This window comes from Candidatus Contendobacter odensis Run_B_J11 (assembly GCF_000531125.1).
GTDB lineage: Bacteria > Pseudomonadota > Gammaproteobacteria > Competibacterales > Competibacteraceae > Contendibacter > Contendibacter odensensis.
In genome coordinates this window covers 79,587-105,196 of the sequence record NZ_CBTK010000024.1, presented here as the reverse complement: position 1 = coordinate 105,196, position 25,610 = coordinate 79,587, and the positions used below count along the sequence as shown (strand labels likewise).

Here is a 25,610-nt window from a genome sequence, read left to right as displayed (position 1 = left end):
ACGCTTTACCCTATACAACATCAACCCATAGCGACCCATGAGCGACGACGCGACCGCCCCCTGGCTGCAATTAACTCTCGAAGCCATCGATCACCCTCCTGATCAACTGGAAGACGCCCTGCTGCAAGCCGGCGCGCTGGCGGTTACCCTGGAAGACGCCGGCGATCAACCGGTGCTGGAACCGGCGCCCGGCGAAACCCCGCTGTGGGCGCATACCCGCATCACCGGGCTGTTCGACGCCCAGACCGATATCGAAGTGGTAAAACGTCTGTTGCGCCGGTTCCTGCACACGCCGGAACTGCCGGAATGCCGGCTGACTCAACTGGAGGAGCGTGACTGGGTACGGGCCTGGATGGACAACTTCCACCCGATGCGCTTCGGCCAGCGCTTGTGGATTTGTCCGTCCTGTCAAACCCCGCCCGATCCAGCGGCGGTCAATATCCGGTTAGATCCAGGGCTGGCGTTTGGTACTGGAACCCATCCAACCACGGCGCTGTGCCTGGAATGGCTGGACAGCGCAGATTTAGCCGATAAAACCGTGCTGGATTACGGCTGCGGTTCCGGGATTCTGGCGATTGCTGCGGCCCGGCTGGGAGCAAAACGGGTCTGGGCGGTGGACATTGACCCCCAGGCGCTGCTGGCCAGCGATAGCAACGCCTCGGAAAATGAGGTTGAAGACCGCATTGAACTGGCGGATCCGGCTGAGTTACCGGCAGTGTTGAGCGTGGACATTCTGCTGGCCAACATTCTGGCCGGAGTGCTGGTGCGACTGGCTCCTGAATTTGGCCAGCGGGTGAAAGCGAACGGTCGCCTGATTCTGTCCGGCATCCTTGAGCAACATACCGATGCAGTGCAGGCGGTGTTTAGCCGTGAATTTAGCTTCGGACCCTGCCAGCGGCGGGAAGATTGGGTGCTGCTGGAAGGCGTTCGGCGGGCTCGCTAATCCGACGCCTCGTAGCGCTTTCCGTTGATCGACCTAAAAGTGCGCACTTTTTCCCACCGACCTTAATTCCATGCAGATCGGTCCCTACTCGCTATTCCCACCCGTATTTCTGGCGCCGATGGTCGGCGTCAGCGACCGACCGTTTCGGCAACTGTGCCGACGGTTGGGTGCCGGGCTGGCGGTCTCGGAGATGGTGGGCGCTGATCCGCGCCTGTGGGAGAGCCACAAAACCCGGTTGCGGCGAGATCACGCTGGCGAAGCGGAACCGTGTAGCGTACAGATTCTCGGCGCTGATCCTCATGCTATGGCGGAAGCCGCCCGTTTCAATGCTGATCAGGGCGCGCAAATTATTGATCTCAACATGGGCTGTCCGGCTAAAAAGGTCTGCGGCGCGCTGGCCGGTTCAGCGCTGCTGCGCGATGAGGTGTTGGTCGGGCGCATTCTGGAGGCGGTGGTGGCGGCGGTGACTCTCCCGGTGACGCTGAAGATTCGCACTGGATGGGATCTCGCGCACCGTAATGGTGTCGTCATCGCCCGCATCGCCGAACAGGCCGGTATTCAGGCTTTGGCGGTGCATGGCCGCACCCGCGCCTGCGGCTACACCGGGCCGGTGGATTACGCCAGCATCCGCGCCATCAAACAGGCGGTGACGATCCCGGTCATCGCTAATGGCGATATTGACAGTCCGGCAAAGGCACGCTGGGTGCTGGATGAAACCGGCGCGGACGCCGTGATGATTGGGCGCGGCGCCCAGGGCCGACCGTGGATTTTCCGCGAGATCGGTCATTTTCTGGCTACCGGCGAACCGTGGCCGTCGCCGACTCCGGCGGATATCGGTGAATGGGTCGCGGCTCATCTGCAAAGCCTGTATGCGTTTTACGGCGAGATAGCCGGGGTGCGTATCGCCCGCAAACACTTGGCCTGGTATAGCCAGCCCTGGCCGGATAGCGCCGCATTCCGGGCGCGGGTCAACCCGGTTGAAACCCACCGCGAGCAACTGAGATTAGCCCGCGATTTCTTCGAGCGTCTGGCCGATAAGGAATTACTGGCTGCATGAGTACGCAAAATCCCGAACCTTCGGTTGATCTGCTGCCCGCCACTCCGTTACGCGATCACGTTGCTGAAACCTTGCGCATTTATTTTCACAACCTTGGCGGCCAAGCGCCCAGCAATCTGTACGATCTGGTGCTGCGGGAGGCGGAGCCACCACTGCTGGAGATTGTGATGAAGTTTACGGGTGGTAATCAGACCAAGGCCGCTGCCATTCTTGGCATCAATCGCGGTACCCTGCGCAAGAAACTCCGGCAATACGGTCTGAACTGAACGAGTGGAGAGCTAACAACGGCATGAGTTTAACCCTATGAGTCTGGCGATTTTTGATCTCGACAATACCCTGCTGGCCGACGACAGCGATTATTTGTGGGGCCAGTTTCTGATCGAGCAGGGTATCGTGGACAGTGTGTCCTACGAACGCGAAAACCAGCAGTTCTACGATGACTACCGAGCCGGTACGCTGGATATTCAGGAGTTTCTAGCTTTTATGCTGCGGCCACTGGCGGAGCATTCGCTGGAGCAATTGCTGGCGTGGCGGGCGCAATTCATCGAAGACAAAATCCGCCCGATCCTGCTGCCTAAAGCGATGGAGTTGCTGGCGCGGCATCGGACGGCGGGCGACACCCTGCTGATCATCACCGCCACCAACCGTTTCCTCACTGCGCCCATCGCCGAATTGCTGGAGGTGCCGGACCTGCTGGCGACGGAAGTGGAATTCACGGCGGGGCGCTATACCGGTCGCCCAATAGGCATCCCCTGTTTCCAGCATGGCAAGGTCGAACGGCTGAGCGCGTGGCTGGCGGAAACCGGCCACAATCTCGACGAAAGCTGGTTCTACAGCGATTCTCACAACGATCTTCCGCTACTCGGTCAGGTCAGCTACCCGGTCGCGGTAGACCCCGATGCCACCCTGGCCGAACACGCCCAAGAACACGGCTGGCCGATTATCAGTCTGCGCGGAGCGTGACTCCAGTACCGAACTTTCGCTCCATCCGTTCGCCCTGGGCTACAGGAGGACGATCTTTGTCTGAAACCGCAACTAATCCTAAAGCTGGATGCAATAGTTGCCTGCCACTGGTTTCTATCATCATCCGTAGCATGGGACGCCCCAGTTTGTTGGATACCCTCAATTCGGTAGCTTCCCAGACGTATGACACTATCGAAGTAGTGGTTGTGGACGCCAAAGGCAGCGGCCATCCAGAACTCGAAAGCGCCTGCGGCGAGTTCCCTTTGCGCATGATCGGCGCAGAGCGGCCTTTGGCTCGGGCAACGGCCGCCAATCTGGGCTTAAGCCATGCACAGGGCCGTTATTTACTGTTCCTGGATGACGATGACCTGCTCCTTCCAGACCACATCGGCAAGCTGGTCAACGCTTTTCTCGATGGGCATGACTCTCTCGCTGCTTACACCGGTGTCCGCTTGGAGAACGCTGCGGGCGCCACATTGAAAATACTCGATGATCCCTACGACCCAGCGCGACTGCGCGGCGCCAATTTCCTGCCCATCCACGCGGTGCTGTTCGACTGTGCCTTGGTGGAGATGGGCTGCCGTTTTGATGAGGAATTGGAGTGCCTGGAAGACTGGGACTTCTGGCTACAGGTATCGCAACACACTCTCCTGCATCATGTCCCTGGCGTTAGCGCTATCTATCGCTTTTCATTGGGAGATTCTGGACTGTCAGCTCAATCAGTACCGGAAAAACACCTGATTAACCGCGCTGCGGTATTTGCTAAATGGCAGAACCGGTTCATCCCACGGGAATGGGTGGAGGCGTTTTTCTGGTTTGAGCGGGCGCGAGATCATTACCTTCAGTGGGTTCGAGCCTTAGAGAATGAAGTGTGCGCCCGGGATGCCGGCCTCGCCCAACTGGAACAGGAAATTCGCGCCCGGGATGCCGGCCTCGCCCAATTGCAACAGGAAATTCGTGCCCGCGATGTTGGCCTCGCCCAACTGGAACAGGAAATTCGCGCCCGCGATATTGGTCTCGCCCAATTGGAAGATGAAATTCGGGTTCGGGATGTCGGCCTCGCCACGCTGGAGGCGGATATGGTCGTGCTGACAGCGGAGGTGAATCGTTACCGCCAACAGGTGCAGGCACTGTTATCGTCCACCTCATGGAAACTCACCGCGCCAATCCGCTGGATTCGTCAACGATTACCACATCGGAATGATTAGACGGGACGCCAAGCAGTCCGGTGCTTAACGAACCCCCATAGGTTGATCCAGGGTGACGATACCACGGCCACAATAGTGATCATCCAATACGAAACTGGCCATGGTGCCCCATTCCGCAGCAGACAGTCCGTCAATAAACTCCTCATAGAGCGCAACTGCCAGATCGCACGGCACCCTCACTCCGGGTAGCACCGCCTGGTCCAGAGCCAGAACATCATCGACAAAAGCCAGCACTCCCCGGCGGATGTCCGCCCGAACGGCAGCGGAATTCTGCTCTGCATCAGACAGTGGCTGAAAGACCGGAGCCACTGCGCCATCCGGCTGGGTTGCGTAATACATCACTTGGGCATCATCGGTACTCAGCAGCATTTCAAGCTCGAAGCTGCGTCGCCACAGGGGCGAGGCATCAGTTCCCGGAACCAGGGATTCGCCATAGCAACCCCACGCCAGCACCCTGTAATCATTGCAGATCCGCTGCGCTTTCGCCGAAGTCAGCAGGTAATAGCCATGAATGCATTTACCCAGGATTTTCGACAGCCGGCCCTGAATCGTGGCGGAATAGCCGACATCCACTACGGCGGAGGTTCCCGATTGATCGAGTCCCATTTGCTGCAAATAGGCCAAAAGACTGGGTCGCTCTACCGCAGCGCGGGCTTGGATACGGTCGGCGATAACCTCCAATACTGGTTGCAGGTGATGCGGATGGTCGCCTTTCACTTCGACCTTGCGATCGGTTGACCAGAGACCGTGCCGGGCCAGCTCCGCCCGTTCAGCGTGGTCCAGCTTGAGGCCAAAGCGATAGAACAGGAATTTCTCCAACTCGTTGGAGAAATAATCCGCGCTGGCGATGTTGAGCATGTCATCGAGGGTTTCGATCATCGGCACCGTCATCGCCCGCCGCGACACCACCAGGTACTGCGCCGCCGCCGCGCCCGGGGTGACTGCGGCCAGCCGATCGTAGACCTCCTTGAGCAGTTTCCCTTCCCGTGCCAGAAAATAGAGGGTGGTAATCCCGTCGGCCTTGGCGTGCGCCAAAAGCCACTGTGCAAACGCCACAATCAACGGACCAGCAATAGCGTAACCCACCCCCTCAGCGCCGCCGTGGATGAAGTCGGCGGGGTTGAAATCCTTGTAGAACACCGGATGAAAGAAGCGTTTCACCACCAGTCCCAGCACCAGTTGGCTGTTCACGTCGCTGTGGCGAAAGCGCTCCAGAATTCGAGAAAAACGAGGCGTGGCGGCGGCCATTGCTATCGGCCGCAGCACATGACCGGTGTGAATGCCCAGGTTCATGGGGATTTGCAGATCGGAATGTTCGTTATCCCCAATCATTAGCAAATTATCGGGCGCCACGCCCAACTGTTTCAGGACGTGGCGATATAACTCGCCACTGTCCTTGCGCACCCCCACATCGGAAGACAGATAAAGTTCGGCATAGCCGCCAATGCCCTGCTCCTCCAGCAGCATCTCGATGGTCTGACGGCAAAGAAACATATCGCTGATTAGCACCACCGGCTTTCCCGTCGTCAATGCATAACGGAACAGCGCGAGTCCATCGGGCCGTGGCGAAACCAGCGCGCGTTCCACCTGCTCTTCACAGTACTGGAATCGCTTTGCGTCCTCCGGCGACAGATCGGCGAGCGTGGCGTATTCGAGGTAAATATCGTCCAGATTCACGTCCTGGTGCTTGCGGGAACGGGCCAGATTCTCAGCCAGCGGCCGCAGGCGGATGAAATCAGCGCCTCCCGGCGCATCGGCCATGCGCGTCGCAATAATCAGCTTGGCTATTTCGGAGTGAAGCGAGGGTCGCACCACGAGAGTGTCGAAAATATCAAAAGCGATGATTTTGAGCTTGCTACTGCTCAGCATGGTCTCGACATGGGCGCGGGTACGAGCAAGGTAGTGGTCAAACCGCCATTTTGACCAGCTTGGGAACATCGGGTCCGCCACTATGGCGGTCCGCAGACCAGCCTGCCGTGTAGCCAGTGCGAGCAGGCGTTCCAGACCGTGTGCCAGGGTGCCATCGGTTTGCCCCGCTTCATCGGGGAAATCCGTTAAGAGAATGCCGGCATCGAACAAGGCCCGCAGTCCCGCCGGCCGCGCCCAGAACATCGAGCCGGCCGGATAGTCAAAATAGCCGTCCGGCAGGTCGGCAATGCCCAAGCGCTGACCCCATTCCCGCCCCAGGCTCTGGTTCGATAGCCAGGTATTTCCCCAGTACGGAAATTGCCGATAATTTTGGGGATACACCAGAGCCAGTTCCGGATCGGCAGTGAACAGCGCAAAAATCCGCCGGACCTGATCCTCACCACCGAGCAGTTGCCGTAACAGATATTCCCGCCATCCCAGCATCCCGCCCTCGGCATAGAGCGACTTTTTGGTATGAACATGCGCGATGAAGTCATAACCGGATAATTCAGATCCGAAAAGGCAGAACAGGGGGGCGATATCCCGTCCACGATTCGGTGTCACGCGCACCCACAATCGTTCCACCCGATGCAGGCTGCGAAAAATGGTCTCGCAAGTGGCTCTGGCGGCCTCGTCGGGGGTCGAAATAAATAGATCGAAGGCGAAAGGAATGTGGCGCAGATGCGCCGCGATCTCCTCGGCCAAATCCAGATAGAAAATATGGGCGTGTACGGCGATGCGTCTGTTTGGACCTGGATCGCCCAGCGGTACCACTCCCGCCAGATTCACCAAATCGGGAAACCGCGCGTCGCCAGCAGATCTTGCCCGATCATGGCTCAGACGCAGACGCAATTCGACAACAATCCGACGCAGCATGGCGCGCAGGCCCCAGCGACGGAAATACCTGTAGGTTTTGACGATTAGAAATTTAACAGACATGCTCGCTATTCAGAGCCATCGTGGAAGGGTAACAGGTGCCAAGTAATAACCGGGCGGCTATTCTAGGGCACCGCCGCACCGTATGAAACTTGAATGGAAACTTATACCGGTCTGGCCCGGAACCAGCTATACGTGGAATAGGACAGAATGGCTGGAATTGCGGTGATTATTGTCAATTTCAACAGCGGACCTCTGCTCGGTCAGTGTCTGCGTCATCTGCGCGCCCAGACCCACCGCCCACAACGGGTGATGGTGGTGGACAACGCCAGCCACGACGGTTCCACCGATGGGATCGAACGCGACTATCCCGAGGTGGAATGGGTGCGGCTGGAGCGTAACCTGGGTTTCGCGGCAGCCAACAATCTGGCGGCGCAGCGAGCAGACGGGGTGGAATGGCTGGCGCTGCTCAACCCCGATGCTTTCCCGAAGCCGGACTGGCTGGAGCGGTTACTGGCAGCGACGTTGGCTCATCCCGGCTGCACCAGTTTCGGTTCCCGGTTGCTGGACGCCGGCGATCCTGGCCGGCTGGATGGAACCGGTGACATCTACCATGTTAGCGGGCTGGCCTGGCGGCGCGATCATGGCCAGATTATGGTCGCTGGTGCGAGCGCCGACGGGGAGATTTTTGCCCCCTGTGCAGCAGCAGCGTTGTACCGCCGCTCGACCTTTCTCGAAGTCGGTGGCTTTGATCAAGACTACTTTTGCTATTTCGAGGATATCGATCTGGGATTTCGGCTGCGACTTCTCGGCTACCACTGCCGGTATGTGCCGGATGCCGTGGTTCTTCATGTGGGGTCGGCAGTGACTGGGCGGCGCAGCTCCTTCTCGCTCTATCACGGTCATCGCAATCTGGTTTGGACTTACTGCAAAAATATGCCCGCCCTGTTGTTCTGGATTTACCTGCCGCAACATCTGCTGCTGAATCTGGGCACGGTGGCGTGGTTCGCCCTGCGCGGCCAAGGCATCATTTTGCTGCGGGCCAAGTGGGACGCTCTGCGCGGGTTACCACGGTGCTGGCGACAACGGCGGGTGATTCAGGCCAGCCGCCGAATCTCATCCTGGTCGTTGCGGCAAATGATGAGTCATGGTTTATGGGCGCTCTGCCGGCGGGGTGGCGCGTGATCATCATTTCCATCGTCACCTATGCGCCCGATTTGGCACTGCTGGCCACGGTGCTGGATCATCTCGGGCGGGCGTTGCGCCATGCCAGCCGGCTAGAGTTGCCGACCGAAGCCCGGCTGATATTGGTGGACAACGGCCCTGGAACTACCTGGCGTCAGCCATTGCAGCAGATGTTGGATGCTGCTGCGCTACCCGCTCGCGTTGACCTGCTCAGCGGCCACGGCAACATCGGTTATGGCGCGGGCCATAACTTGGCGCTGCAAAACCGTGACAGCGATTATCATTTAATTCTTAACCCTGACGTACTGCTGGAAGAAAACGCGCTGAGCGAAGGGCTGGCGTTTCTGACCGTGTATCCCGATGTCGGATGGGTAGCGCCGGCGGCCTGGGACGAAGCCGGTCGGCGCCAGTATCTGTGCAAGCGCTATCCGACCGTTCTGGATTTGGCGTTGCGCGGCTTCGCCCCTGCCTGGCTGCGACAACGGTTTCAAACCCGGCTGGATCGCTACGAACTGCGCGACTGCACCGGTGACGCGGTATTTTGGGACCCCCCCATCGCCAGCGGCTGTTTCATGCTCTGCCGGCAGGCGGCGCTGAATCGAATAACAGGATTCAGTCCCGACTATTTCCTGTATTTCGAGGATTTCGATCTGAGTCTGCGGCTGGCAACTGTCAGCCGGATCGTCTATGTGCCGACGGTGCGCATCGTTCACTTCGGCGGTCATGCGGCCCGCAAGGGCATTCACCATATTGGCCTCTTTCTGCGGGCGGCGATGCTGTTCTTCAACCGGTACGGGTGGCGCTGGTGGTAGCACCGGATTTTTATCAGCATCGGCCAGTGCTGGTGACCGGTGGAACCGGCTTCATCGGCCGCCGCTTGGTTGCGGCATTGCAGGCGCGCGGCGCGCGGGTGCAGGTGCTGGTTCGACCAGGCTGCCTGATTCCGAGCGATTGGCATGGAGTGGAAACTATCGTCGGCGATTTGGCGGATGCCGCCAGTCTGGCGCGCGCCTGTGCCGGGATGGACAGCGTGATCCATGCCGCCGGTTTTGCTCATGCCGATGCCGGGAGCAGCGTTGATTTCGCCGATCAGCACTGGGCGGTCAATGCTCATGGAACCTGCCAACTGCTGGATGCAGCGGTCGCGGCCGGGGTTCGGCGCTTCGGATTTCTCAGCAGCATCAAGGCGGTTGGCGAGCCGGGGCCGCATGGTGTCGATGAGAGTTGGGATGCGCCGCCGGAAACCCCCTACGGTCTAGCCAAACGCGCTGCTGAGGAACGAGTGCTGGCGGTTGGCCGTGAATCGGGATTGCATGGGGTTAATGTGCGACCGGCACTGGTCTACGGACCGGAGATGAAGGGCAATCTGGCGCGGTTGATTACTGCGGTGCAACGCGGCGGGTTCCCACCGCTGCCGGAGACCGGCAATCGCCGCTCACTGGTGCATGTGGACGATGTGGTGCAGGCGGTGCTACTGGCCGTCGCACACCCCTCGGCAGCGGGCCAAAGCTATTTCGTAACCGACGGCCAGCCGTATTCGGGCCGGGAACTGTACGCCATGATTCGTCAAGCGTTAGGACTTTCGGTGCCACGTTGGTCGGTGCCCGCAAACGTCCTTTACGCCGTGGCTACGCTGGCCGATGGTGCACGGTGGCTGACCGGACACCGGGAGCGGCGAGTAGCGGCCGCCTTGGATAAACTGCTGGGCTGGGCCTGTTATGACGCCGCCCGCATCAGTCGGGAACTGGGTTATCGCCCCGCCTGGACCTTTCAACGCTATTGCGAAGCCGAATCACCGAAATGGCGCGAATAACGGAATCGCCGAGTTCCTGTCACCCGGCGCGGCACGGTTTACTTTGGATGCTGGCGGTGTCAGGCGGCGCTCTGCTGGCGGTGTTGGCGCTGCTGCTGTTTTATCTGAGCGGCGGTCTGGCGCAGGTGGCGCCCCCGGTGCTATTGACCGGTGCCAGCCTGCAACTGACCAGCGGCCAAGGCGCGCCGACTGCCGCCGGGCTGGAAATTCGCCAGCCCGGCCCGCTGGAGTTGGCAGTCGTTCGAGGCTCGATCCGGCGAGTCCAGGCGAATCTTTATCGCCATCTTTCCTGGCAGATCAGTGGACTGGAACCAGGCCGTGAAATAAGGCTGGTCTGGGCCACGCTCGATGATCCGCGCACCACTCGAGAACGGGTGTTGCCGCCCGGATCATCCGACGGCGGTACTCTCGATTTAAGCACGGAACCGGGCTGGCAAGGCCGGATCATCGCTATCGGTTTAGTGGTGCGTGGGCCGCTGGCACAACCGCTAGTGGTGCGTGGGCTGGAACTGCGACCGATGCTGCTGACCACCGGTCAATTGCTGCGCCAGATGGTTGAGGATTGGACCACGTTCGAGGATTGGAGCCAGCGTTCGATCAATTACACCGCTGGCGCATCGCTGAACGCCCTGTTTCCGCCGGTGCTGATGATGGCGTTGTGGGTCGGTTTCAGCGCGGTGCTATACGCCCTGTTTAACCCGCAGCGCCGCGCACCCGGAACACGGATGCCCTACGCTGCGCTATTCCTGCTCGGCTGGCTGGCGCTGGATTTGCGCTGGCAGTGGGATTTAGGCCAACGACTGGAACGAACGGCAGAGCGCTTCGCCGGCAAGGATGAAACGGGGCGGCGGTTGGCAGCGCTGGATGGCGAGCTTTATCAGTTCTTGCTGGAGGTGCGCCAGCGCTTGCCGGAACAGCCGGCGCGGCTGTTCATTGTCAGCAATGATCCCGGCGGCTTTTTGGCTGGACGCGCCCGTTATCATCTGCTGCCGCATAACGGTTATGCCGGTTTGTCGCGGCTGCCACATAACAGTGAGGCGCACGCTGGCGATTATGTGCTGATTCTGGCGCCGCTGAACGAGGTGCGCTACGACCGCGAACGCCAAATGCTGGAAAGCGCGGGGGTGCAGTTACCGGCAGAAATGCTGTATGCCGCTGCGTCGGGCACGCTGTTCCGGGTCAAGGGAGGTTAATGGCGATGGAGTGGTGGCGGGTGGGACTGGCGTTGGGATTACCCTGGCTGGCTGGCGCGCTTTGGCTGCGGGTTCTGTGGCGCGATGCGACGCCCGGGTGGCCGCTGGCGCTGGGTTACGGCTACATCCTGGGCCTGTTGGTAACAACCTTGTTGTTGCGTGCCCAAGCCACATTTGGTCTGCCGCTGAATTTCGTCGGCCCGATGGTCATATTGGCCGTGCTGGCGTTGGCCGGTGGTGGGTTAATGTGGTGGCGAGCCTCACTCGCTAACCTTCAGATCCTGCATGAACAGGAAGATTTCGACGTGGATGCGCAGTGGCGGCACATCCTGTTTGTGCTGTTACTGATTTGGCTAGGGGTGCGCCTGGCCGGGCTGGCGCTGGAAGTGTGGTGGCGGCCGCTCTATCCGTGGGATGCGTGGACTACCTGGACCGTCCGGCCACGGGTATGGTCGGAGTTGCATCAGCTCATCCCGTTCGTGGATCCGCAGCGCTGGCTGGCGAATACCACCGCTTCGGCTTACCTCCTTGAGGCTTGGACCTATCCCTGCACGGTGCCGCTGCTGGCGCTGTGGCCGACGCTGGCGTTCGGCGCCTGGAACGAAACCGCCGCCAATCTGCCCTGGATAGGGTGCGTACTGGCGTTGGGGCTGGGATTTTATGGCCAGGCACGGCAGTGGGGCGCATCGGCGCTGACCGCGCTGATTTTCACCTGGCTGCTACTATCGCTGCCGTTACTGAATACCCATGTGGCCTTGGCCGGATATGCTGATCTGTGGATGGCTGCGGTGTTCAGCCTGGCCGTGATCGCGTTTTTGCAATGGGCGCGGAATGGCGACCGCCGACAGGTGGTCTTGGCCGTGCTGCTGGCTCTGGCCTGTCCGCTAATCAAGCTCGAAGGCACGGTGTGGTTGCTGCTGTTCCTGCCCATGCTGCTGGCGGCCCGGCTACGGGGAAGGTGGCTGTTGGCGTTGGCCGGATTGGCGATAGTGGCAGGCGCAGGCGGGTGGCTGACGGGTGGGGTGGCGTTCAACATTCCGGGGCTTGGCGAGGTTCGATTAACGCCAGAACTGATTCAAGTGCCCTATCTAGGCCAGTTCACACTGGGCTATCGGGGTCGTTGGAATCCGTTGATGATGAATTTTCTGGTGCTGGCGAACTGGCATCTGCTCTGGTATCTGGCGCTGGTGGCGGCGAGCGTAGCGTTGACTGGGGTGGTCAGGCGCGGCGCGACGCGCTGGCAACGGGTAGAACTGGTCTTTATCGTGACCAGCCTGTTGGCGTTGTTCATCCTGTTTTTCATGACCGATGCTCAGTACTGGGCCGAGCAATACACCAGTATCAACCGGGTGTTTCTGGATTTCGTGCCGGCATTTCTGTTCTGCATCTTGACGGTGTTTGTAGCCCCACGGAACGCAGCGCCCTCCGCGTCAAGCCAGCGCGTAGCCGATCCGGAAGCCGCCCCAGTGTTCAGCGCCGACGAAAATCGGCACCGACAAATCAAACATGATCTCGCCGGTATCGCGCCGATAGACCTGTAGCCGGTAAGGATCGGTATGGGCACCCACGCTGTGCCCAACCCGGTCGTCGAAAATCCGCTTGGTCCGGTTGCCAACCAGATCCTTGGCCGGATCACCGGTCAAGGGTTGGGCAAACCGCTGGTTGTGGGTGGGCACGTAGCCATCACGATTGGCGCAAATGGCGAACACGATCCACGGCTGCGCCACCGCCGCCGGTTCCTGGATGGAAGGCAGCAGTTGGTCGCAAAGGCGGTCGAACGCGGTGTGGTACTTTTGTGGCTGGGTTCCGCTGATCGGCTGGTACTCCCGTGCGAACAGCGCGGTATCGGTGATCGCGCCCGAACGCAAGGCCGTTGCCAAAGCCGCGCCAACCGTTTTAGCTGCGGCGGTCGCCAGTGCGAAAGCGGCGGCGTGCCGGGTCTCGCGCAACGGGTCTTCGGATAGCCGGAACAGGCCAACGCAGTCGCGCAGAGTGTCAGTGGCCTGTTGGAGTGCTTCGCTGCGCTCGGCGATTCTCCCGGCGTTTTCAAGATTATTCCGGCCAAGGGTCAAGACCTGGTTGAGCGAATGATCGATGGAGACAATCTCCTCCCCTTGCCCGGTAACGCGCTTCGCCACCGATTCCATCGCCACGCCCGCCCGCGCCATCAGTTCGCCCAGACCGGTCAGGACCTGCTGCGTTTCCGCAGCGGAACGGGCGCCACTGCTCATGGCAGTACTCGTCTCGCCGATGATCACCCGCACGTCTCGTGCTGCGGTGGCGGTGCGCGCCGCGAGCTGGCGGATTTCCTGCGCGACCACCGCGAAACCCCGCCCAAGTTCACCCGCACGAGCGGCTTCGATGCTGGCATTGATCGACAGGATGTTGGTCTGGAAAGCAACAGTGTCAATGACTTCGACGATCTCATGCGCCCGCGCCGAACGCGACTCTACCTCCACCATCGCTTCTGCCAGTTCCCGCGCTGCGCTACCGCCTTCCTGTGCGCAACGGTTGGCCTCCTTGGACAGATCGATCACTTCTCGCAGTTCGTCACGCGCCCCCCGCAAACCTTCCAGCAGCCGTTGGGTCGCCGTGAAAACTTCGGTCAGCGCACCCAACTGGGCGTGGGATTGAGTGACCAATTCCCCGTTTTCAGCGGTGATAGGGGGGACTGCTTCGGCAATCTGCACCGATAGAGCGACGGCTTGCCGAATCGCTTCGGAGAGGTTCCCAAAGCCGGCCGTCAACCGTCGTGCCAGAATACTTTCCTGCTCATCCGAAGGTGCAACGAAATTAAGATCGCAACCCTTCAATCGATCTGCAACCTGATCGAGCAGGACGCGTTCGCCGCCACCGGTGATCTTGTACAGAAAATCCAACCAAAGATTGACCATGCTTAGCTTACTTCCCTCAGTTTTATCGTAGGGCGCCCGGAGGATTACCCAGACGCCGAAATCATACGGTTTATATAAGGTATAGCACTACGGGTACTCTAATTCATGGGCATATCCGGTTGAACCGCTATCCATGCTGATCTTTGCTAGGTGACCTTGACAGTGGCCTTGCGCTCCAGCGTACCCCAGCCCACCAGCACCCCCCGCAGAGATGCCAATGTGCTTTTAATCGCCACGTAATACATCAGTTGGCGATAGAAAAAGCGCTGCCAGAACAGCCCGATGAGCAGCCATTTATTCTCGTTGCGTTCCAGGGCGAAGGCCAGCGCCGCAGCCAAGTAGTCTACCGTGACGAACAGGGCGTAATAAAACAACACCCGCCCCAGGGCATCGGTGGAATACCCGGCCGGATGTTGCCAGCGATCAAGGGCCGCCGACGCCAGCGAGCCAATGAGCAGCAAATCCATCACCGGCGAAATCAGGGGAAACAGCACTTGGAAAATGATGACGTTGGGCAAAGCAACAAAGCCGAGCGCGCCGTAACGCGGTCGAAACAGGACATCGGCGTGTTTCCAGGCCGCCTGCATGGTGCCGAACATCCAGCGGAAGCGCTGATTAACGAAACCTCGCACGGTATCGGGGGCCTCGGTGAGAGCTACCGCCTCGTCTTCATAGACGATGGCATAACCCCGCTTGCGGATGGACAGGGTAAGGTCAGCATCCTCCGCCAGGGTGAGGTCGTTGAAGCCGCCGGCCTGCTCCACCGCTTCGCGCCGCCACGCGCCCACCGCTCCCGGCACTACGGTGATGCAATTGAGCACGTCGAAAGCGCGGCGATCCAGATTCTGGCTGGTGATGTATTCCAGCGCCTGCCAGCAGGTCAATAGATTGGTGCGGTTACCCACCTTGGCGTTGCCCGCCACCGCGCCAACCCGAGGATTGGCGAAATGGCGAACCAGTTTGGTAATGGTGTCGCGAGTGAAGACCGTATCGGCATCGAGGGCCACGATAATCTCGGCCTGAGTCTGCGCCCAGCCAAAGTTGAGCGCCGCCGGCTTGCCGCCGTTGGACTTGGTGTAGACCCGCACTCGTGGCTCGTCGACGAAGGTGTCGCGCACCAGGCGATAGGTGGCGTCCCTGGAACCGTCATCCACCACGATAATCTCGAAGCGCTCAGGCTGATCACAGGCCAGCAGCGAGGCGATGGTCTGCACAATCACCTTTTCCTCGTTATAGGCGGGCACCACCACCGCCACTGCGGGAGAATATGCTGGATCGAAGGTGAGGCGGCGCTTGCGCCAGCGCTGGTAGACCGCGAGGGTGCCGATAAACAGCAGGCGGGCGATCCCCAGGACGATGCCGATCAGGAACAGCCAGTGGACGATCACCGCCGCCAGGTTGAGTACGCCAAAAGCGGCTCCGTCCAGCCAGGTTTGCCACAGACTCTCGGGGGTCACGAGCGGCATCACATCGTCGCGACTCCGATTCAGCAGGTCGGCGACCGTGACAAACTGGAAGCCCCGGCCGCGCAGCGCTTCGATCAGCTTGGGCAGGGCCTGCACGGTTTGGCTACGGTCGCCGCCGGCATCGTGCAGCAGGACTACGTTGCCGTCACCCCGTTCCGCAGCCTCCACGGTGCGGCGCACGATCTCGTCCACCCCCGGTCGTTGCCAGTCATCCGGGTCGATCTGCATCCCGACGGCGAGATAGCCCAAGCTGCTGGCCCTATCAATAGGGCGCGCCTGATCCACTGTTTCCGGCTCGGAGTCCTCAGCGTAGGGCGCACGGAACAGCAGTGAATGTCGTCCCACCACGCTGGCCAGCAGGCGTTGGGTGGCCGACAGTTCGAGTTCAAACTGGGTAGGCGAAATGACCGAGATATTCGGATGGGTGAAGGTGTGGTTACCGATTTCGTGGCCTTCATCCACCGTGCGACGCAACAAATCCGGGTGCAGTTCAGCATTAGCCCCGATGATGAAAAAGGTGGCATGCACCCCGGCCTGGCGCAGGGCATCGAGAATCTGGGGCGTGTACTGAGGATCAGGGCCATCATCGAAGGTCAAGACGATCTTGCGCTCCTGGCTACCCTGCCGGGTCAGGATGTAGGGAGATGGAAATGTCGTGAACTGTTCGGAGGTAATCAGGTTGCGTTTCGGATCGAAGTTGAGATCGCGACTGCCGGAATGCGGCTGAGCGGTGACGCGCAAAATCTCGCCTTGCCCCTCGTAATCCAGCCCATAGGCAAAGCGAATGTCCCGCAACTGGGCGGCCTGTGCCGCGTCCAGCGGCCCGTGTTTGCCGAACACCTGCCACAGCGATGGATCTTCACCTCCTAGGCGCCATAAAGCGAAACCGCGCGGCTGGATCGGACGGGCGATCACCATCTGGTTGAACGCCGTCACGGCGTCCAGCAGCCACACATGGTGAATGTGGCCATCGTCATCGGCGTAATCGAAGGTTGGGTTGAGCGAAACCGGGTCGAGGCGAATGTTGCCCTCCGATTCCTTGGCGGTAAGCACCGCCTCTTCAAAGGTCATTTCTTCGGCATGGTGGCTGTCCTTGATCCAGTCGTAGCCATAATTGCCGATAGCGACGATCATTTTTTGGGCTGGCACGTCACGCTGGCGCTGGCGTAGAACATCGGCAAACCAATGCAGGCTGGCAATGGGACCCGCCGTGCCGGTCGCCCAGTGTTCGTCGTAAGCCATCAGGATCAGGTAGTCGGCATGGCGGGCCAGTTCACTGTAGTTGAAAGCCGGATCGCTGGCCGGCACATTGATCGACAGTTGCAAATTTTTGGGATGCAGCACCGCGTACAACTCGGCGATAAAGCGGCGAAAATCAGGCTGAGCCTTGACCGGGATGGATTCAAAGTCGATGCTGATTCCGGCAAAACCGTTGCGATCCGCATAAGCGACCAATTGCTCGATAACGCGGGCGCGAGCAGCCGGGTTCATCAGCATGCGGCCCAGCTTGGCGCCCTCCCATTCGCTACCGCTCCAGTTGTTCACCAACGGCATGATCCGCAAATCAGGACGGCGGGTGCGAATATACTGGACGACCTGCGCCGTCCGGTTGGGATCATCCTCTCGAACCGATCCATCCTCGCCCGCGAGGTGCAGCCATTCGGGAATCACCAGATCCAGGCTGTCCAGATTTTCCTTAAGGGAACTCATGCTGGCGTCGTCCCAGTTCACGAAGAATCCGATAGTGAGCGGTTGATCATTAGGAATGCGGTTGGTCTTTGGGAACTGCGTCAACAGGTGGCGCAGGCTGCGTTCCTTCTCTTGCATCAGCTTGGCTTCGGTATCGCGCAGGGCGCGTTCGCGGCGCGTCAGCGCTCGCTCGGTGGACAGCGTGGGCACGGGCGGCGCCAGGTGGGCGCCGTGAGGCACAATACTGGCACTGGGCAGACTGAGCGCCGGCAGTATCGGACTGACCAGGATGCTAAGAACCAGCGCCCCTAGCAGCAGGGATAACGTCAAGCCGAGGATCACCATTCCCAGCCGCATGCGCGGCCAGCGTTTGCGGCTGGGATCGAAGAAAACGGGTTGGGCGGGGGACTCGCCTTGCCCGTTGGCTGGGGAGTCATTTGGAGTGGACATTCAATTCAACCTATACCTTTTGTTTTATTCAATGAGGCTGTGGCGTTGTCTGCGAGATGAGAAAAACCCAGTCAGTCTGGAAGATGAACCAGAATGACTGAGAGCGAATACGGCGGCAACGCCACTTGATCCAAAGGGATTGTTTTATGCACTGGAAGATCGCTTTTGCTAGGGCGCCCATGCTCCCCATTAGATTTCCATTGGTACTGATCACGAGAATATTGGAAAAGTTCAATATCACCCTTCGCAATAGTCATTTTTCTTGTGGTCTTATCATGAAACTCCAGATTTATTGGATAACTATTTATGGGGTCTTTATTGATAATGAGAATACTCCAGAGTTGATCAGGTCTCCGCAACGCATACGCAGAAATGAGAGGTTGACCAATCTTATTGAGAAGGCTGGAAGTGGCTTCATAAACCTCGTGAGGTTGATCCCCCGGCTTAACCCAATTTTCATTGATCATCTTCGCCCCAAAATAGGTGGCTGTCCGATATCTAATCTTTAAGTCGTCATCAGCTAGAAATATCATGTTGTTGCCCCACGAGTTGCAGGAAAGTTCATCCATAAGATTTCCTGGTTCGTAGCCGTACAGATAAACGCGATCTCCGCCAAGTGATAAAAAGAGCGCTACCGCATCGGCATTGAAAAGCGCCCCCTCAATGTCAACCTCGGCACGGCAGGAAAAAGCTGAATAACCGTATTCAGTCATCATCCATGGAATGGACGGAGAGAGTCCATCGCGTTGCAGGCGCTCAATAACACCACGCAAAAGATCAGGGTGCGCAGCCAATTGAGGCGCTGTGCTTATGCAACCCTGGTCAAAGGGATACCACTCGAACGAAAAGAATGAGTAGTCTTTTTCGTGATTACGCTCCTTCAAATAACTTAAAAACCGAGTCATCCAGGTTCTCTTTTCATTGCCAATCGGCCAAACCTTGTATTCGTTAATGGTCGTTTGAAAACACGGTCCCCCCAACTTCAGTTCAGGATCAATCGCATGAATGGCATCAGCCACCTGGATATAAAGAGCGCCGTAATCTTCTGGGGTGACGTATTGTCCATCAGGTTCTTCTCCCATTTCAATCTGAGTAACAGGATAACTGTGGGATTTAAGATATCGAATTGCCGCCGCCGCATTTTCTGGGGTGTCATATAGAACGCCTACCGGCAAAAGCATCGGCTGGCTGTTCGTGAGGCCACTATTGTAAACTCTATCGAAGCCAGGCTGTTCTGTATTTGGATTTCTATCGTGGATCGAATGCCATGGGTCGGTGGATGATACATACATCGGTGTCTGTTTCACGTTGCCTTTTGCATGGCGAACCCGGTCCTGGAATTTGCCACCTGCGTTGATTGTTCCCAACTTAATCTCTTGAATTGCATAACCAAGATGATCACGAACATCGGAGACCTTCTTGGGGATAGTACCAGAGCTTTTCTTGAGCATGATCCGCACAAAACGGGTTGAGATCGGCGTTGGGGAAAGCTGCTTTAATTGAGACGTCCCTTTCTCATTGTCAAACGTTCCCCATGGAAAGGTATGCCACTCAGTCGGCACTTCATCTTCAATGTCATTGGGCTTGGTCGTGGTGCAATATTCAACGGTATATTCAGTAGCGTAGGGGCGAACCCAATCAATACGCAATGCGTTTATTGGAGTAGACTTGGTAAAGTCCACGACCACCCACTGAGGATGACGCGCATTATCTTCGCCGGTAAAATGCTGATCCAGATAGGGATTGCTCTTCCAGAAGGTGTGCTGATCGCCATCATCAAGCCGTGAATACCCATCATTATTAGCCTGATCAATGGTATTGCCTCGGCGCGGTAATCGGTAGCCATAAGACTGCTCAATGGGCTTGGATGACTCAGCCCTCGACACCCAATAGCCACGCTGATGAACCGGGTCACTCCATTGTCCTGCATTATTCCAATGCCATGTTTCTATTCCCAGCTCAGTCCTTAGCCGATAACTGAGTGGGCCAAAGCCCACCGACTTCATCGCCGCAATATTCTTCTCGGTGAAGATTTTCTTGGTGTCGCCATATTCGTGACCGTCAATACCGGCGCCGAAGGTTTGAGAAGGAATGAAATGGTTAAGAGGATTTCCAATCGCAACAGAAATCGTAACGCTCTGATCTTGTGCAAGGCAGATGGAAAGAGCCAGGCATTCTGATAAACAACAAATAATTAACCGTATAAATAATCGATAAGATATAGCGCGTTCCACAAAATTCCTCCGGTAAATTTTGCCATAATGGCAATAGTTCTCGGCGCAGGCTAGAGTGTTGATTTTATCCAGTCATCTTGATTCTATTAGATGGGGTGCATCGGGATCCCCGACTGATGGTTGAGATCGCAGGAAAATTTACAGTACCAAATAAAAAGCCATGGTTGATGTAATGATCAATCAGTGGCGGTGAAGTTCACTCATTGCTATTGATCACCAGAGTCGCGCCGCTCATGCAGCCGGATTCGGCGGAATCGCACAGAAAAGCGATGACTTTGGCGACGTCAGCGGGACCGGTGTGAGTCCGTAAATGCGGTGCGGCCTTACGCAACATTTCGGTATCTACAGCGCCCGGCGCCACGCCATTCACCCGAATGCCCTGCGCTTTACCCTCAGCGGCCAGTGCCTCGGTCAAGCCGGTCAGGGCAAATTTACTGACCGTGTAGGCGGCATAGCCGGGGAATTTCTCAGTGCCCGGCACCCCGCCCAGCGAAGACACATTGACAATGCTGCCGCTGCCCTCCCGCATCCACTGAAATGCCTGCTGTGCGCACAGCACGGCTCCACGCAGATTGATCGCCATCAGCCGATCCCAATCGCTCATTGCCATCCCGGTAAATGGCCCGCTCAGCAGAATAGCAGCATTGTTGACCAGAACATCCAGCCGGCCAAACTCGGCGGCAATATCGGCAAATGCAATTTTCACCGCCCTATCGTCGGCGACATCCAAGACCCGTGACGAGGCGCTGAAACCTTTGGCGTGTAGTTGCGCGACCGTGGTGGTCAATTCCACTTGGCTACGGCTGGCGACAATGACGTGCGCACCTTTGTGCGCCAGCGCCTCCGCTGTAGCCGCACCGATGCCCCGAGCTCCGCCAGTGATCAAAGCAACTTGGTGTCGCAACGGCAAGGAATTTGCTAGGTTATTCACTAACGATCTCCGATGATCGGTTGCCAAAGCCCATGCGATAGGTCGCGCCCTGACCCCGCGATTCGTCGATCCGCACGCTCACTGCGGTGATCCGTTCGGGCCAGAAAATCGAGTGGTCGCGGGCCAGTTGCTCCCAGAATCGCTCGCATAACAGCCGGGCCAGGTTTTCGGCAGTAATATTGTCTACCGCCAGCACCACCACTTCATCAGTGGGCAGCACATAACGCTTGCCGCACAGCCGGAAGGCGTATTCACCATCGGCAGCGGCCAGCATTTCCAGCCATGGATTATCCGCAGCGATCAGCACCTTCTCATCCCATTCATTGCAGGCCGCCCGCAACGCCTGTTTGAACACCTCATAGCTGAGCATGTGCGCCAGTGCTGGCGGTTCCGCCAGTTCCACCGCCAGTTCGACCTGATAATTATGGCCGTGCAGGTTTTCCTTGCCGCCGTCGGGAAATACGGTCATGTGGGCGGCGGAGAATTTGAGCGCATCCTTGCGGATATGAAGGGTACAACTCCGCTGTCGATCCGGCATGGTCATCCGATTGTCCCCGTCGTCAATGCTTGCAACCAATCGGCTAATGCTGCGCCGTAATGCGCTACGGTATAGTGATTTTCCACCAGCGCCCGGCAACGCGCCCGGTCAATGGTATCGATCTGTTCGGCTGCCGCGCATAATCCTTCGAGATCATCGGGTTGCACCAGCCAACCGGTTTCTCCATCGCGGACATACTCGCTGACGCCACCGCGCTGATACGCGATGACCGGGGTGCCACAGGCCAGCGCCTCGATACCTACAATGCCGAAGGCTTCCAGCCATTTTGGCGTCATCAGCAACGCCCGAAAGTCCCGCACCGCTGCGGCCAGCGCCGGCATCGTTAGAAAGCCGCCGTAGCGTACTGTAGCGTTGGGATAGCCTTTCATCAGTCGATCCCAATAGCTGGGCTGCTGCATCACACCGAATACCATGACGGTGATTCCGGTACGGGCTGATAGGGCGAAGATATCTTCCAGGCCCTTTTCCGGCGCGATTCGCCCCAACCAGCCCACGGCGTGACCGGGGTGAGCATTGTAGGGGTATTGCGCCAGTTCCAATCCTGGCGCGATCAACCGGATCGGGTTACTCATATCGAAACTGGCGGCTTGGGCAGCGCTGAGAAAAGCGACATGTTCTGGGTGACGGGCGGCGCAGCGGTGGATTTCCAAATCCATCGAGCGGTTCAATGGCCCCATGCTGATCAAGGTTGCCAGCGGGCAGGGCAGATAATCGCCCAGGAATAACGGGAGCCAGTCATAGGAAAAGTTCAGGATCACATCGTCGGACTGTACCCGTGCTGTCAACCAGCGCAGTGCTGTGATTAGAAAGGCATCGGCCTCGATAGGAAGGGGCAGGTCACGCCCGTAGGTCACTGCTGTTGGCGCCAGCCGGCCAGGCAAAATGATCAGATCCGGTAGGCCGGACACTGAACCCATGGGAGCGATGATCGACACGCGGTGACCGAGCTTTTGCAACTGGCAGGCGGCGGTGACAACCATGTGTTCTACCCCACCGCCCATTCCAGAACCCAGCGGTGCAACCGCCGTCGAGAGCAAATAAACGCGCATGGCATCTCCCCCGGTTGGAAATATCGCGATTATAGCCGGCACCCGGGTCGGGTCGGTGAAATCATACCGGGGAACACCCGAACCAATGCGGAGTCCCTGAAAAAGCAGGCCATGAAAATGGAGATACACGGGATGAGACTGAGACGCGAGCTGGCGATTTTGCCGTGGGCAGTCCTGCTTGTTGCGTGCGCTGTGAATCCGCCTCGACTGCTTCATAATCCCGCCGCCGACCACTGTCTGGAACTGTATGCTGCCTTGGATGCAGTCATGGTCGAGCATGGCGTCACACCCTCCTCGTCGGCCCGGATTCCTGATTTTCCCTATCTGCGGGTGGACCGGTTTTTGAGCAGTTACCGCGAGCAGGCGCTGAATCCTGCTGAAACTGCGGCCTGGCTGGCGCGCCTGAATGGACTGGATCGAGAAGCCCGGCGGATCGAATGGGATTCGTTGCCGGATTCGGTTCAAACCCCGCTCAATCGCCGTCATGCGCCGACTAGCGAGGTTCCCGCTGTTCTGGAACGCTGCGCCACCACACTGCGAATCATTGATCTGGCTGATGCCGAACGACTCGCGCTGATCCGGCAACGGGCGCAGGTTGCGGACGATTACCACACGGTGCATCAGGTACTGGGGCTGTATCCGTTGACTGCGCTGCCGGTGGATTTCGGTATTTACCGCGCTCAGGAGGAAACTCGGGCGCTGTTCGCTCAACCGCTGGCGACCTTGCCGGTGCAAGGTGCGTTGCGCCGGTTTGGGCTGGACCCCGCGCTGCCGGTTCCGATGAATCCGGCCGACATTGCCCGCGACGCGCTCAACGTTCCCGAACCAACGCCGGCCCAGATTGAAGCGCTGTTCACGGCTCATGCTCCCCTCTGGGAGATCGATGTCGCCACCGATGCCGACCGACCCGGTACTCCCTACTGGCGGGTGGATGGCATCCCAACGGTCAATCCCGCCGATCCGACGGTCTATCGCTATGTCTCTTATGCTCGTTGGCGAGGCGAGCCGTTGCTGCAACTCAACTATCTCATCTGGTTCGCCGCCCGGCCACGAACCGGTGCGTTCGACCTGCTGGGCGGGCCGCTGGATGGTGTTTTATGGCGGGTAACGCTGGATCGATCAGGCCAAGCGCTGCTGTACGACAGCATCCACGCCTGCGGCTGTTATCACCAGCTTTTTCCCAGCCCGGCGCTGCGACTGCAACCGGAAACGGCGCAATGGGCCGAACCGCCGCTGGCGCCGCAACCGGCGCCTACTCTCGGCCATGGTGAACGGCTGATCCTTCGGCTGTCCGCCGGCAGTCACGCTTTGCAACGGATTTATGCCGACCGGCCCGGTGAGACGATAGCGCTGGACGGGCGCGATTACACCGCGCTTTATACCGTTCCAGTGGAAAACGGTGCTCCACGCAGCTTGTTCGGGCCGGACGGATTAGTCGCAGGCAGCGAACGGGCCGAGCGCTGGTGGTTATGGCCGATGGGCGTACTCTCAGCCGGCGCGATGCGCGAGCGTGGACGCCATGCCATTGCTTTTGTGGGCCGACGGCATTTCGACGACGCCGATTTACTGGATCGGCTGTTTCAACCGACGCAGGAGGAACCATGAGATTCAGAATAATGCTGGGCGCGGGGCTATTGGCGGTTTCGACCTTAGTGGTTGCAGCGAACGAGGAATTAATGATCGGACGGTTTTCCGCCGGTGACCTGAACGACTGGCAAACCAAATCCTTTCAGGGTGAAACCCGCTATCGCTTGATGGCACAGGACGGTCGGCGGGTTCTATTCGCCGAGAGTCAGGGTACGGCTTCAGGACTCTATCGAGAAATTCCGGTGGATTTGAACCGCACCCCCTGGCTTAACTGGTCGTGGCGAGTGGATCGGGTATTGAGCGGGGTGGATGAGCGCAGCAAAGCAGGCGATGACTATCCAGCCCGGGTTTACGTCGTAGTATCGGGCGGCGCGGCGTTTTGGAAAACGCGCTCACTGATTTATGTCTGGTCCAGCAATCAGGCGGTGGGTGCTACCTGGAACAATGCGTTCACTGGCAACGCCCGGGTGATGGCGTTACGTTCGGGGATGAAAGACGCCAGCAGATGGGTGAGTGAAAAGCGCAATATCCGCGCTGATTTCCAGCAATTGTTCGGTGAGGACATTCATCAAATTGATGCGGTCGCGTTAATGACCGATACCGACAATAGCGGCCAGAACGCCACGGCTTGGTACGGCGATATTTATTTCACGGTGCAATGATTCCCGACATAAAAAATTCTGACTCCTCTCCACGATGTGCCGTACCGCGTTGGGATTTCGGGTGTAGTTCTATGCAACCACATCGAAGAGTTTTGTTTTTTGTAGCTATGATGCTACTATTTAGTATGAATAAAACAACACACGGTTAATCACTGAGGCCGTGGCAATAACGGCGGCGATGACCGGAGGGGAGCAAGATCATGTTGAGTGGAAAAAGCAGCAAACCGGTCGCGGTGGTCACGGGCGCCAACCGTGGATTAGGGTTGGAAACGGCTCGGCAACTGGCCAAGCGCGACCTCCGGGTGATCCTCACCAGCCGCAACCCTGGTAAGGGCGAAATGGCGTTGGAGAAGCTGCTGGCTGAGGGACTGGATGTCCTGTTTCAGCCGCTGGATGTGGCCTTGGAAAGCAGCGTGGCGGATCTGGGGGCGTTCATTCATAGCCGCTGCGGTCGGGTAGATATCCTGGTCAATAATGCTGGCGTGTTTCTCGACAGTCACGGCACCGAGGACGTGGGCATCACCAGCGTCCTCACCGCCAGCCTGGACACCTTGACCGCGACGCTAAAAACCAATCTGTACGGTCCACTGCTGCTGGCGCAGGAATTGGTGCCGCTGATGAAACAACAGCACTATGGCCGCATTGTCAATGTTTCCAGCGGCATGGGCCAGTTGAGCGAGATGGAAGGCCGATCACCAGCCTACCGGATTTCCAAGACGGCACTGAATGCGTTGACCCGCATTCTGGCGGCGGAAACCCAGGGCTATAACATCCTGGTTAACTCGGTTTGCCCTGGCTGGGTACGCACCGACATCGGTGGACCTAACGCTGAACGCAGCGTGGAACAAGGTACTTTCGGCATTGTCTGGGCGGCCATGCTGCCGGACGATGGGCCGAACGGCGGCTTCTTCCGCGACGGCAAGCCCATTCCGTGGTAGCCGCT

At 58.6% G+C, this 25,610-nt stretch carries 19 protein-coding genes and 1 pseudogene; 13 read left to right on the top strand and 7 right to left on the bottom strand.

The features are described 5' to 3' along the window. The first annotated feature begins 37 nt into the window (after positions 1–37). The 5 genes from prmA to BN874_RS22035 all read left to right on the top strand — a co-directional run bounded on the left by prmA (position 38) and on the right by BN874_RS22035 (position 4,171). Positions 38–943 carry a 50S ribosomal protein L11 methyltransferase gene (gene prmA, locus BN874_RS01840; RefSeq protein WP_034430467.1) on the top strand — a complete coding sequence of 302 codons (906 nt, stop codon included), beginning with the start codon at positions 38–40 and terminating at the stop codon, positions 941–943. A 70-nt stretch (positions 944–1,013) separates the two neighbouring features. After that, on the top strand, positions 1,014–2,000 hold the full coding sequence (gene dusB / locus BN874_RS01835) for a tRNA dihydrouridine synthase DusB (protein WP_034430465.1): 987 nt from the start codon (positions 1,014–1,016) through the stop codon (positions 1,998–2,000). Continuing rightward, positions 1,997–2,266, top strand: coding sequence for a DNA-binding transcriptional regulator Fis (gene fis, locus BN874_RS01830; protein WP_034430464.1), 270 nt, complete (start codon positions 1,997–1,999; stop codon positions 2,264–2,266). The genes dusB and fis overlap by 4 nt, the downstream gene beginning before the upstream one ends. A 37-nt stretch (positions 2,267–2,303) precedes the next feature. Continuing rightward, the gene (locus tag BN874_RS01825; protein WP_034430462.1) at positions 2,304–2,963 is read left to right on the top strand and encodes a histidinol-phosphatase; all 660 of its coding nucleotides are present in this window, start codon (positions 2,304–2,306) and stop codon (positions 2,961–2,963) included. 56 nt (positions 2,964–3,019) lie between these two features. Continuing rightward, the gene (locus tag BN874_RS22035) at positions 3,020–4,171 is read left to right on the top strand and encodes a glycosyltransferase (protein ID WP_051497308.1); all 1,152 of its coding nucleotides are present in this window, start codon (positions 3,020–3,022) and stop codon (positions 4,169–4,171) included. Between the two features lie 24 nt (positions 4,172–4,195). Here BN874_RS22035 and BN874_RS01815 read toward each other — a convergent pair whose 3' ends face one another. Beyond that, positions 4,196–7,018 carry a rhamnan synthesis F family protein gene (locus tag BN874_RS01815; protein WP_034430460.1) on the bottom strand — a complete coding sequence of 941 codons (2,823 nt, stop codon included), beginning with the start codon at positions 7,016–7,018 and terminating at the stop codon, positions 4,196–4,198. A gap of 147 nt (positions 7,019–7,165) precedes the next feature. Between BN874_RS01815 and BN874_RS01810 the strand changes: the two genes are divergently transcribed. The 5 genes from BN874_RS01810 to BN874_RS01790 are packed head-to-tail and all read left to right on the top strand — an operon-like array spanning position 7,166 to position 12,687. Next, positions 7,166–8,140 (top strand): glycosyltransferase family 2 protein, encoded by a 975-nt coding sequence (locus BN874_RS01810; protein WP_034430459.1) that lies wholly within the window; start codon positions 7,166–7,168, stop codon positions 8,138–8,140. Beyond that, a complete protein-coding gene (locus BN874_RS01805; protein ID WP_034430458.1) occupies positions 8,110–8,952 on the top strand; it encodes a glycosyltransferase family protein in 843 nt (280 codons plus the stop codon). The genes BN874_RS01810 and BN874_RS01805 overlap by 31 nt, the downstream gene beginning before the upstream one ends. After that, positions 8,946–9,953, top strand: a complete 1,008-nt coding sequence (locus tag BN874_RS01800; protein WP_195912078.1) for an NAD-dependent epimerase/dehydratase family protein — start codon at positions 8,946–8,948, stop codon at positions 9,951–9,953. Before BN874_RS01805 ends, BN874_RS01800 begins: the two co-directional genes overlap by 7 nt. Beyond that, positions 9,941–11,146 (top strand): hypothetical protein, encoded by a 1,206-nt coding sequence (locus BN874_RS01795; protein WP_154724701.1) that lies wholly within the window; start codon positions 9,941–9,943, stop codon positions 11,144–11,146. Before BN874_RS01800 ends, BN874_RS01795 begins: the two co-directional genes overlap by 13 nt. After that, positions 11,146–12,687, top strand: a complete 1,542-nt coding sequence (locus BN874_RS01790) for a hypothetical protein (RefSeq protein WP_051497306.1) — start codon at positions 11,146–11,148, stop codon at positions 12,685–12,687. The genes BN874_RS01795 and BN874_RS01790 overlap by 1 nt, the downstream gene beginning before the upstream one ends. On the opposite strand, the pseudogene BN874_RS01785 reads toward BN874_RS01790, so the two are convergent. The 6 genes and pseudogenes from BN874_RS01785 to BN874_RS24935 form a co-directional block, all read right to left on the bottom strand. Then, a pseudogene (locus BN874_RS01785) lies at positions 12,577–13,992 on the bottom strand (methyl-accepting chemotaxis protein); the annotation flags it as partial. The gene BN874_RS01790 and the pseudogene BN874_RS01785 sit on opposite strands and share 111 nt — an antisense overlap. A 194-nt stretch (positions 13,993–14,186) precedes the next feature. Continuing rightward, positions 14,187–17,645 (bottom strand): trifunctional glycoside hydrolase family 18/polysaccharide deacetylase/glycosyltransferase family 2 protein, encoded by a 3,459-nt coding sequence (locus BN874_RS01780; RefSeq protein WP_051497305.1) that lies wholly within the window; start codon positions 17,643–17,645, stop codon positions 14,187–14,189. A gap of 71 nt (positions 17,646–17,716) precedes the next feature. Beyond that, positions 17,717–19,879, bottom strand: a complete 2,163-nt coding sequence (locus BN874_RS01775) for a discoidin domain-containing protein (protein ID WP_051497304.1) — start codon at positions 19,877–19,879, stop codon at positions 17,717–17,719. 196 nt (positions 19,880–20,075) lie between these two features. Next, positions 20,076–20,810 carry an SDR family NAD(P)-dependent oxidoreductase gene (locus tag BN874_RS01770; protein ID WP_051497303.1) on the bottom strand — a complete coding sequence of 245 codons (735 nt, stop codon included), beginning with the start codon at positions 20,808–20,810 and terminating at the stop codon, positions 20,076–20,078. Next, the gene (locus BN874_RS01765) at positions 20,803–21,354 is read right to left on the bottom strand and encodes a 6-pyruvoyl trahydropterin synthase family protein (protein WP_081756068.1); all 552 of its coding nucleotides are present in this window, start codon (positions 21,352–21,354) and stop codon (positions 20,803–20,805) included. Before BN874_RS01765 ends, BN874_RS01770 begins: the two co-directional genes overlap by 8 nt. Continuing rightward, a complete protein-coding gene (locus BN874_RS24935; protein WP_034430454.1) occupies positions 21,351–22,418 on the bottom strand; it encodes a glycosyltransferase in 1,068 nt (355 codons plus the stop codon). Before BN874_RS24935 ends, BN874_RS01765 begins: the two co-directional genes overlap by 4 nt. A gap of 132 nt (positions 22,419–22,550) precedes the next feature. On the opposite strand from BN874_RS24935, the gene BN874_RS24930 reads away from it, so the two are divergent. The 3 genes from BN874_RS24930 to BN874_RS01745 all read left to right on the top strand — a co-directional run bounded on the left by BN874_RS24930 (position 22,551) and on the right by BN874_RS01745 (position 25,605). Continuing rightward, positions 22,551–24,023 carry a hypothetical protein gene (locus BN874_RS24930; RefSeq protein ID WP_051497302.1) on the top strand — a complete coding sequence of 491 codons (1,473 nt, stop codon included), beginning with the start codon at positions 22,551–22,553 and terminating at the stop codon, positions 24,021–24,023. Further along, on the top strand, positions 24,020–24,667 hold the full coding sequence (locus tag BN874_RS01750; protein WP_034430453.1) for a DUF3047 domain-containing protein: 648 nt from the start codon (positions 24,020–24,022) through the stop codon (positions 24,665–24,667). Before BN874_RS24930 ends, BN874_RS01750 begins: the two co-directional genes overlap by 4 nt. A gap of 200 nt (positions 24,668–24,867) precedes the next feature. Beyond that, positions 24,868–25,605, top strand: coding sequence for an SDR family oxidoreductase (locus BN874_RS01745; protein ID WP_034430451.1), 738 nt, complete (start codon positions 24,868–24,870; stop codon positions 25,603–25,605). The last annotated feature ends 5 nt before the right edge of the window (positions 25,606–25,610 follow it).